Below are 10,054 nucleotides of genomic sequence, written 5' to 3'. Positions count from 1 at the left end.
CCGGCCAGCCCGCAGCAGCCGGCGTCGGCCACCACCACGTCGTAGCCCAGCCGCTGCAGCACCTCTCGATCGGGGTCGACCCCGACGGTCGCCCGGCCATCAGAGTGACCAGATTGAAGGCGGCACCGGTGTTCGGCAATCTACCTGCCGCCGTCGGGTCACTGCACCAGCGCGCAGGTGCGGTTTGCCGCCGAGTTGGAGCGGGGTCACTGACCGGCAGCGACCGAGGCACCGATGCCGCCAACCGCCATCGTCAGCCGGTCGAAGAGACGGTCGATCTCGGCAGTGGACTCCGGGTCGAGGGTAAATCCTGACGGACCACGAGTGGCGGTCGAATCGATGACGCCCTGGCGCTGCAGCAGGTGCTTCTCGACGGCGACGTAGACATCGATCGCGGTCTGCATGCTGAGCATGCAGCTGAGTGGGCCGCTGATGGTGTAGGCCCGGTCGACGTTCCCGTCGCACAAGGCATCCCACATCGCCTGGATCGCCCAGCACACCTCCGAACCGGGCATGGTGCCGACGATTCCACGTTGATAGCTGTCGATCAAGGCGATGCCGCCCGACCCCTCGAAGACACGCGCCCGACCATCGGTGGCCTCGCGCAGCAGCGTCAGACGCGGGCCGATCGGCTGAGCCTCCGGCTTGAAATACACCTGGTCACCGAAGCGATCGAGCAATTCTGTTTGCAGGGCAATAGGAATGCTCCTGCCGACATACCCGCTCGCGTCTTGCACGACCACCGGGATACGGACCGAGTCGATCACGTTGCAGAAGTACTGGCGCAGACCGGCATCGTCGAGTGTCACGGTGACCGGCGGATTCAGCATGATGGCGTCGGCGCCCAGTTCCTCGGCGTGCCGGGCGCGACCGATCGCGGTCTTGGTGCTTTCGGCACCGGCGCTGATGACGGACAGCAGCCCCCAGGTTCGGGCGGCATCGACCACGATCTCGGACAGTTGTCGGCGCTCGTCGCCCTCCAACCGCAGTAAGTCGCTGACCATGCCTGTGGCATACCCGGCCACCTGCTGGCTCTTGATCCACGCCAGTTCCTTGACCAGTGCTCCCTCATCGATGTCGCCATCGGCGGTGAAAGGAGTTTGCACGACAGGTATGACACCTTGGATCGGCCGGCATTCGGACACGGAACTCTCCATCTCATAGTGTTACGGCACATCAGACGTGCAGTGGTGACAGTGGTTTCGGCTCAGGAGCGGCCGACGACAGGAGGAATGAAGGCGAGGTCGTCCGCGGTGCGGGGGACAAGGAAATCCAGATCACAACCCTCCGGCGCCTGCAGGACATGCCGCTGGTACAACGCCGGCCAGCCACGGGTGTGTGCCGATACGAACGGGGGCTGTGCGACCCGCCGCGCGGCCAGTTCGTCGTCGTCGATCAACAGGTCGAGCCGCCGGTCGGCCAGGCTCAGCTGGATCGGGTCGCCGTCCTGCACCAGCGCGAGAACGCCGCCTGCGGCCGCCTCCGGCGCGACGTGCAACACAACAGTTCCGTAGCTGGTGCCACTCATCCGGCCGTCGCTCACCCGCACCATGTCGCGGACGCCCGACTGTGCCAGCCGGCGGGGTATCGGAGCCATGCCCCACTCCGGCATGCCGGGCACGCCGACAGGGCCGACACCGCGCACGACGATCACATCGTCGACGGTGATCTCCAGGTCAGGATCGTCCAGCCGGTCACGCATATCGGAATAGTCGGAAAAGACCACCGCCCGGCCGGTGTGTTCGAGCAGCTCGGGGCTGGCGGCGGCGACCTTGATCACTGCACCGTCCGGCGCCAGGGTGCCGCGGACGAAGGCCAGCGTAGGAGCCGGACCCAACGGCCGGGCCACGGACCGAATCACATCGTTGGGTGGAGCTGCCTGGAGTTCGGTGGTGCGGCATCCATCGCCTAGTGTCGCGTCCTGCAGGAGGCCGGCCTCGGCCAGGGAGCGCAGCAGGGTTGGCGTGCCCCCGGCTGCCTGGAAGTCCTGGACCAGTCCGCTGCCGCTCGGCTCGACGTCGACCAGGAGTGGGACTCGCCGCCAGATCCGGTCCATCCGGACCGGTGAGGCGTCGAGGCCGAGGCGGCCGGCCACCGCCGCAAGATGGATGACAGCATTGGTCGATCCGGCGGCGGCTGCAATGACGGTGGCGGCGTTGTCGATCGCGTCCTGGGTGATGATTGCGCTCGGCCGTACGTCGTTGGTGACCAGTTCGACGATGCGGCGTCCGGCAGCGGCGGCGATCATGCGTTGCTCGGTGCCTCCGGCGACCAGCCCGGTCCCGCCGGGCAGCGCCATGCCGAGTGCCTCGGCGACCAGGGACATCGTTGAGGCGGTACCCATGGTGTTGCACGATCCGCCGCCGGCACAGCCGAGTGTACGTTCCAGCTCTGTCCACTGGTCGTCGTCGAGCAGCCCGGCCCTCCGGTCATCCAGTGCACGCCACAGATCGGTGCCGGTGCCGAGCGGTCGGCCGCGGAAGAGCGGTGCCCGCCTGGCCCCGCCCATCAGCAGCAGGGACGGCAGGTCGGTGGTGGCTGCTGCCATCAGCGAAGCTGGGGTGGTCTTGTCGCAGTTGGCCAGGTAGAGCACGCCGTCGAGTGGATTCGCCCTGGCCTGCTCCTCCAGCTCCATCGCCATCAGGTTGCGGTACAGCATCGCGCTGGGCTTCATCAGGTCTTCGCCCAACGACATTGTTGGGTACCGGACTGGGAATCCGCCCGCCGCGCGAATGGCCTCGGCCAGGACCGCGACGAGGTCGGTGAACTGGGAGTTGCATGGATTCAGGTCACTGGCTGTATCGGCGATGCCGATGATCGGTCTGGTGTCCCCGGACGGCATTCGCAAAGCAATCCGATGGGACATCGCTACTTCGTCCGATCCCTGGGTCCAGGCACGGCTGCGATAGCCCAGTGCCGAAGTGGCGGCCCCGGGCTCTGCCGAAAGGGTCATGTCAGGATCTCTCGGGGTTCAGGAAGTCGTCGCAGTGCCTGGTCGATCGCTTCGATCAACGTCTCCAGCGAACCGGGATCGAGCAGCGTCTGCCAGACCTGATAGCGATCGTGCAGGTACGCCTCTTCAGTGGGCAGATAGCAGCTGCCCGGACCGTTGGTCAGGTTGAGGACGAACAGCATGCGGTCAGGGTGACGGCGCCGCAGTTCTGTCTGCAGTACGGAGAACGCTTCACCGGACTGGGCCACGATCACCGCATCGCCGAGCCGCCAGATCCACACCGGGTGGTGTGCGACACCGTCTTCGACGTAACCCCTGGCCTGCACCAGCGCTCGTTTGGCCCGTTCCGCGGCGGCGACCGGGTCGATTCCGGACCACTTCTCGGACAGCTCCTTGGCGGTCAACGGTCGACGGGCCTGCAACGGCACCGTGAAGTGCTCAGTCGATAGCTGGGCCGGCATGTCGGTCGGGTGTTCCTGCCAGAGCGCCAGCGGTGCGCCGGACTCCACCGCGCCTTCGAACACCAGCTCGGTGGCGGCGGTGCTCATCGAATTCACCGCCGCGAGCACCGCGAAACCGAGCTGTCGGCCGTTGCGGTCGGCTATCTCCACCCCAGGAACGTACTGATCCCTTGGAGCCAACTCACCGGACGCGCCCTGGAAGAACACCAGTGGGACCTCGAGGGCATCCTGCACCACCTCGCGGGCTGCGCCGATGTAGTCGGGGGAGATCAGGCTGTTATGAAACGCCAGTGTTGTTGGGTGGCAGGCGTAGTTCGCCAGTATCGCCGTCAGCTGTCCGCCGGCGTCCGTGATCCGGCCGACGGCCAGCGTGTCGTCGGCCTTGACTTCGGGATTGAAGCCTGTGAGATCCCTTTCGCCGCAGGGCAGATCGCGATTGGTGGCCAATTGGCAGTGGCCGTAGGTCCAGGTGATCCGGGACGGTGCCATTGCCTGCTGCGCCTGCGACATGCCATCGAGCACCGCGTCGATGACCTGCTGTCGATAGGCCGGGATCAGCTCGGTGCCCGGTAAGGACAGATCGGCTTCGGCGATGGATGGTCCGCAATGATTGTGCACCAGATGCAGTAGTAGCTGCTCGGCCTCGATACCCGCCCCAGCGAGGATCGGCTCAACCATGCCACGGAAGGACGCCACCGTTCCCCACGTGCACAGGTCGAGGGTGGCGATGTAGACGGTATTCGTCTCCGGAGTGCCAAGGGCCAGCACCCCGCAGCGTAGCGGTCGATGGATGCCAGTCGCGTGTCCGATCCTGGCCGCCCCCCAGTTGCGGGCCCGGATCCCGATCGGAGGAGTCATGTCCACCTGGGCGACGCCGACCTGCAGGGAGGACTCGCGCGGTCGCCAGACCGTGGCGAAGGGAAGGCTCTCGCGCAGGACGGGAATCAGATCGCTCACGGGCTTTTCTCCATCTGAAGGGGTGGGGTAGTGCTGGCCTTGGCAGCCAGTGAGGCCGGAGAAGCGGCAATGAGGGCACGGGTGTATTCGTGCGCCCGGGGCGAGAAGATGTCGTCGCGGTCGCTCACTTCGAGGATCCGTCCCGCCTGCATGACCGCGATCCGGTCGCACATGTATCGGACGACCGCGAGGTCGTGCGAGACGAAAAGGTAGGTCAGCCCGAACTCGTCCTGCAGGTTGTTCAGCAGGTTCAGGATCTGTGCCTGGATCAGTACGTCGACCGCGGAGACGGATTCGTCGAGAACCAGGAACTCCGGGTTGATGCTCAGCGATCTGGCGATCGAGACTCGCTGGCACTGGCCGCCGGAGAGCTCGTGCGGATACCGCGACAAATAGTCGGCGGACAGGCCGACCAGCTCGAGTAGTTGGACGATCCGGTCGGTGCGCTTCCCGCCGGGCAACCCGTGGTGTAGAGCCAGCGGCAGGCCGATGATGTCCTGCACCTTTTTGCGCCGGTTGAGCGAGGAGATCGGGTCCTGCATCACTAGTTGCATGTCTTTTCGATACGGGGCCAGCTCACGCGTGGACAGCTGATCGATCCGCTTGCCGTGGAAGAAGATCTCACCCGCGGTCGGCTTGGTCAGGCACAACAGCATGGACGCGATCGTGGACTTGCCGGAGCCGGATTCGCCCACCAGGCCGAAGGTTTCCCCACGCCGGATCGCGAAGCTTGCGTTGTCGACCGCCCGGGTCTGCCCGAAGTCCTTCGTCAGCCCGGTGATTTCGACCAGAGCCTCACTCATCGGGCCACCTGCCACTCGTTCCTCGTGCAGGCGGCCCGACCTGTGTCGATGTTCGCTCGCTGGCGCTCGCTCATCGGGCACCTCCTGGGGTCGCGGTGTCGGCCGGTCCGGCGAGCAACGGCTGATTCGGATCGGTGTCGAAGGTGCAGATCGAGCCGAGCAGCGCGCGGGTGTACGGATGTCGTGGACCGGTCATCATGGTGACGGTGGCGCCGGACTCGACGATCTCGCCACGGCGCATCACGTCGATTCGGCTGCAGAAGCTGGAGGCCAGCGCGATGTCGTGGGTCACGAAGATCACCGACATCCCGCGCTGGTCCACCAGGTTCGACAGCAGCTCCATGATCTTCGCCTGGGTGGTGACGTCCAGAGCAGTTGTCGGTTCGTCGGCCATCAGCAGGGCGGGCTCGCAGGAGATCGCCATCGCGATCATCACCCGCTGGCGCATACCGCCGGAGAACTCGTGCGGGTAGTTGTCCACGGTGTGCTGCGGGTCGCGGACCCCTACACTGCCGAGCAGGTCGATCGCCGTGCGCCGGGCGAGTGTCCGCGACACCGTCCGGTGCGCGCGTATCTCCTCGATGATTTGTTTGCCCACCGAACGCACCGGGTTCAGCGACGACATCGGGTCCTGGTAGATCATCGCCATGGTGCTGCCGCGTAACCGATCCAGCTGCTTCTCGGTGGAGCCGATCACCTCGGTGCCGGCAACGCGAATACTTCCGGACCTGATATCGATGGCCGGTGGCTGCAGGCCCATCACGCTCAGCGAGAGCAACGACTTGCCGGAGCCAGATTCGCCGACCAGGCCGACCCGTTCGCCGGGCTCGAGCCGGATCGAGACGCCGTGCAGGAGCTCGACGGATCGGTTCGCCTGCAGCCCGATGCGTAGATCGGTGATGTCCAGAACACCCGGGGCACTCATGCCGACCTCCGGTCCAAGTAGCGTTCCAACCGCTTTCCGATCACGTTGAACGCGGCGATGATCACCGTGATTGCCAGTGCCGGAAACAGTGCGTACCACCAGGATCCAGGCAGGTGGCTGTAGCCGATCTTGAGCAGGGTGCCCAGGGATGCCAGCGGGGGCTGCACACCGAGTCCGATGAAGCTCAGCGATGCCTCGACCATGATCGCCGAGGCGATGTTCAGGGTGGCGACGGCCGCGATCACCGGGAACACGTTGGGAAGTACCTCGCGGAACAGGATTCGCGAGCGGCCGAGTCCTACCACCGTCAGCCCCCGGACGTAGTCGCTGGTCAGTTCGACCATGGTCGACGAGCGGGTGACGCGGGCGACCAGGGGGGACTTGATGATGCCCAGGATGACGATGAGCACGATCGGGTTGGAGCCCAGGGCCGCGACGAAGACGAGGGCGAACAGGATCATCGGCACTGCCATGATCGCGTCGGCGGTGCGCATCAGGATCTCCTCGACCCAGCTGCCGAAGGCTGCGGCGACCATTCCCCACACCACGCCGAGGACGACCGACAGCGCCATCGCGCCGAGCGCGATCAGGAGTGTGAGCTGCGTGGCGTGCGCCATCCTGGCCAGCAGATCCCTGCCCAGCTCATCGGTTCCGAACCAATGCGCGCCGGACGGGGACTCAAGCCGGGCACCGGCATTGATGGTGTCCGCGTTCGGCCAGACGATCGGTGCGAGCAGGGCGATGAGCACGATCACCACGATGACGCCGGCGGCTGTGAGGGTCCCGGGGGTGCCGAGAACCGCCCGCCAGGCGGACGGGCGACGTGCGGCGACGGACTGGTCGGGTGCTGCGGTGTCGGACGCTTCGGTGTCGGAGGTACTCATACGTCGGCCCTCTCCTCGGTGGGCAGGAGACCGTCGGCAGTCAGCTCTGGCGATTGCGGCTTCGGGGCGGCGGCCGCGCGGCGCGACGGGGCAACTCGCAGCCGTGGATCGAGGATGCCGTAGAGCAGGTCGACGATAAGGGTCACCACCACGAACACCGCGGCGGCCAGTAGCACCACGGTTTGGATGACGGCGTAGTCGCGCTTGTTGACCGCGTCGATCACCAGTTGGCCGATCCCGGGCCAGGCGAAGACCGCCTCCACCACAACGGATCCGCCAAGCAGCGAGCCGACGGTGATGCCGAGTGAAGTGAGAGCCGGCAGCAGTGCGTTGGGAAGCACGTGGCCGCTGACCGTGCGGCGCCAGCCGATGCCCTTGCCGCGGGCAGTGCGGACGAAGCTGGCCCATCGCACCTCGTCGATCGAGCCCTGTAGGTAGCGAATCAGTTGCGGGGCGATCGCCAGCGACAGAGTGAGGGCAGGCAGCACGAGGTAGCGAATGGCCTTCGCCGGATTGCGTTCGAAGGAAACGTAGCCACCAGATGGCAGCCAGCCGAGCAGGTTCGCGAAGAACAGCACGAGCAGGATGCCGATGACGAAGACCGGCGCGGCCATACCGGCCGCGGTGCACAGGTTGACGATGCGCTCAAGCCACTTCGATCTGAGCAGCACCGGGACGACCGCAGCGATGACGGCGATCACGATGGCCAGCACCAGCGCCGCCACGGTGAGCGAAATGGTCGCCGGAAGGCGTTGGCCAATCAGCTCACTGACCGCATACTTGCTGAAGTAGGAGTAGCCGAAATCGCCGCTGATGAAGCCGGAGACCCACTGCCAGTATTGAACGAGCACGGGTTTGTCGAGGCCGAGCTCCGCCCGCATATTGGCGATGGCGTCCTCGGTGACGCCGTCGCCTTGGGCCAGTGCGACTGTCGTTGGGTCGCCCGGAAGCATGCGCAGGGCGACGAAGATGAGGATCGAGATGATCACTAGCATGACCAGCGACGATCCGACTCGTTTGAGGAGGTAACTCAGCACGAGGTGCGGACTCCTTTCACGGTGAACGAAGGTAAGGGTGGGACCGGCCGACCGGTCCCACCCTGTTCGGGCTCACTTGCCAGTAGCTCCTTCGACGTGGATCGTTCCGTCGGACTCGATCCACACACCCTCGATGTCGGTACCGGTCGCGCTCGGTTCGCCGACATTGAGCACGCTGATCACTGGCTGCTCGGTCGAGGTGATCTTCTGGAAGTCGGCGAAGGCGGATTTGATGTCAGATTCCTCGGTGGCCGTCTTGATGGAGGACTTGGTCATCTCGTACTCCGGTGTGCCGGCCCAGTTCGACTCGCTCCAGCCGTCCTTGCCGAAGTACGAGGCGACGAACGGCAGGGGAGCCGGCTCGCGGGACAGGAAGTTCGGCACGATCAGGTCCGAGTAGTCTTTGCCAGCGGGATAGAACTTGGCCGCCCAGGTCGAGCCCTCGTTGACCTGAATCGCGACCGTGTAACCGATTTCGGCAAGGCTCTGCTGCAGAATCTCGCACTGCGTGCGGTACTGCGGCGAGGAACTGGAAGCCCAGCAGGTGAACTTGGTGCCCTGCTTCACCCCGGCCTCGGCGAACAGTTCCTTGGCCTTGTCCAGGTCGTAGCTGTAGTCCTGGACCGCGGCCTTGTCGTAGTACTTGTTCGATGGGCTCACCAGGGTCGAGCCGTAGTTGATCTCACCCAGCCCGCCGAACGCGGCCTCCTGCATGGTCTTTCGATCGACCGCGTACGACAGTGCCTGCCTGGCCTGGGCATCGGCGAAGGTGCCGTGCGCGCCGTCGACCTCGAAGATGGAGGTCTGTGACGGGTTCGACGGGCTAACGATGTTCAGACCGCTGTCCTGCAGACCGCTGACCTGGTCGTAGGGCACCGCCCACAGGATGTCGACGGCCCCGGAGCCCAGCGCGGTTCGCCCTGCCGTCTCGTCGGCATACTTGACGATCTTGATGCCGCCGTTACCCGGCTGACCGGCCCAGTAGTCCGGGTTCGGCACCACCGAAAGTTCTTGGTCAGGCACGAAGGAGTCCAGCTTGTACGGGCCGGTGCCGTTGCCTGTGGTGTTCAGCTTGTCGAGGTTCTTGGCGTCGATGATCTTGACGTCCACCAAGGCCGCAGGCATCTGCGGCATCGGCCCGCTCATGGTGAAGGTGACGGTCTTCTCATCGGTTGCCGCGACGGCGGTGACGGCTGCGAGCTTGGAGCGCTGCGGCGAGGCGTTCTTCTCGTCCAGTACGCGCTGGACCACCTGCACGACGTCGTCGGCGACCAGTGCCCGGCCGTCGTGGAATTTGACGCCGTCGCGCAGGGTGAAGGTCCAGGTCAGACCGTCGTCGGAGGCGCTCCACTCAGTCGCTAGATCGGGTTCGACCTCGCCGCTCTCGGTCTGCTTGGTCAGACCGTCGTACAGCAGGTTCCACATGACCCGCTCGGAGCTGAGGGTGGAGATATTCGGATCGAGTTGGGACACGCCGATGGTCTGGCCGATCGTGATCACCCGATCCGAGGCGGCTCCTTTACTGCTCCCTTCGGATGAGTCACTGCCACCGCCGCACGCGGAAAGTACAACGGCGGTGGCGACCACAATCGCCGCGACGGTGAGACGGCGACCGGTGAGCGGGTTATGCATGGGCAGACCCTCCTGGGTGTTCGGCAGAGCAAAATCGCGTTCTGCTTGTGGAAACCATCGTGGGGTGGAAGGTCTTCCCGTGTCAACCCCTGCGGTCCTGCGAATTGAGTGAAATCGACCATCCCGACGTCCGGGCGTGCGGTGCAACGGGCGGGTCTTTCGATCGTGCCAGCGTCGACGTTCCCGACGCGGCTCACCAAACGGACATGTTGTCAGTCAACAGGTTTGGCTTTCGGGCTGTCAGGCGCCCGCAGCGCGTGACGACCACCCGCCGGAGACCAACTCCGGCGTCGTCGACCTCAGTGCTAGCCCAGGGCGCGGTGGATCAGCGCGGCTACTGTCGACGGGGCCGGTGCGTCGGCGAGTTGGGTGTATTGCGTCAGACACGAGAAGCCGTCCATC

Annotated in this window: 8 protein-coding genes; all 8 read right to left on the bottom strand. The window is 65.4% G+C overall.

The window, feature by feature from the left end:
• Window positions 1-206 precede the first annotated feature (206 nt).
• The 8 genes from K340_RS0120935 to K340_RS0120900 all read right to left on the bottom strand — a co-directional run bounded on the left by K340_RS0120935 (window position 207) and on the right by K340_RS0120900 (window position 9,520).
• Window positions 207-1,145 carry a dihydrodipicolinate synthase family protein gene (locus tag K340_RS0120935; RefSeq protein ID WP_211229575.1) on the bottom strand — a complete coding sequence of 313 codons (939 nt, stop codon included), beginning with the start codon at window positions 1,143-1,145 and terminating at the stop codon, window positions 207-209.
• A 62-nt stretch (window positions 1,146-1,207) separates the two neighbouring features.
• Window positions 1,208-2,866: a dihydroxy-acid dehydratase gene (locus tag K340_RS0120930; protein ID WP_211229574.1), complete on the bottom strand. Its 1,659-nt coding sequence runs from the start codon at window positions 2,864-2,866 to the stop codon at window positions 1,208-1,210.
• An 83-nt stretch (window positions 2,867-2,949) separates the two neighbouring features.
• Window positions 2,950-4,371, bottom strand: coding sequence for a neutral/alkaline non-lysosomal ceramidase N-terminal domain-containing protein (locus tag K340_RS0120925; protein WP_051267089.1), 1,422 nt, complete (start codon window positions 4,369-4,371; stop codon window positions 2,950-2,952).
• Entirely contained in the window at window positions 4,368-5,174 is an 807-nt protein-coding gene (locus K340_RS32075; RefSeq protein WP_051267091.1) for an ATP-binding cassette domain-containing protein, read from the bottom strand. Before K340_RS32075 ends, K340_RS0120925 begins: the two co-directional genes overlap by 4 nt.
• A gap of 70 nt (window positions 5,175-5,244) precedes the next feature.
• Complete coding sequence (locus K340_RS32070) at window positions 5,245-6,099, bottom strand: ABC transporter ATP-binding protein (RefSeq protein WP_037366072.1); 855 nt, start codon at window positions 6,097-6,099, stop codon at window positions 5,245-5,247.
• Entirely contained in the window at window positions 6,096-6,983 is an 888-nt protein-coding gene (locus K340_RS32065) for an ABC transporter permease (protein WP_051267087.1), read from the bottom strand. The genes K340_RS32070 and K340_RS32065 overlap by 4 nt, the downstream gene beginning before the upstream one ends.
• Window positions 6,980-8,020, bottom strand: coding sequence for an ABC transporter permease (locus K340_RS32060; protein WP_154674403.1), 1,041 nt, complete (start codon window positions 8,018-8,020; stop codon window positions 6,980-6,982). Before K340_RS32060 ends, K340_RS32065 begins: the two co-directional genes overlap by 4 nt.
• A 72-nt stretch (window positions 8,021-8,092) precedes the next feature.
• Complete coding sequence (locus K340_RS0120900) at window positions 8,093-9,520, bottom strand: ABC transporter substrate-binding protein (RefSeq protein ID WP_029138128.1); 1,428 nt, start codon at window positions 9,518-9,520, stop codon at window positions 8,093-8,095.
• Window positions 9,521-10,054: the final 534 nt, after the last annotated feature.

The organism is Nakamurella lactea DSM 19367 (genome assembly GCF_000426645.1).
Taxonomy (GTDB): domain Bacteria; phylum Actinomycetota; class Actinomycetes; order Mycobacteriales; family Nakamurellaceae; genus Nakamurella; species Nakamurella lactea.
The sequence above is the reverse complement of the archived record's forward strand: the minus strand, read 5'-3'. Positions and strand labels throughout refer to the sequence as shown.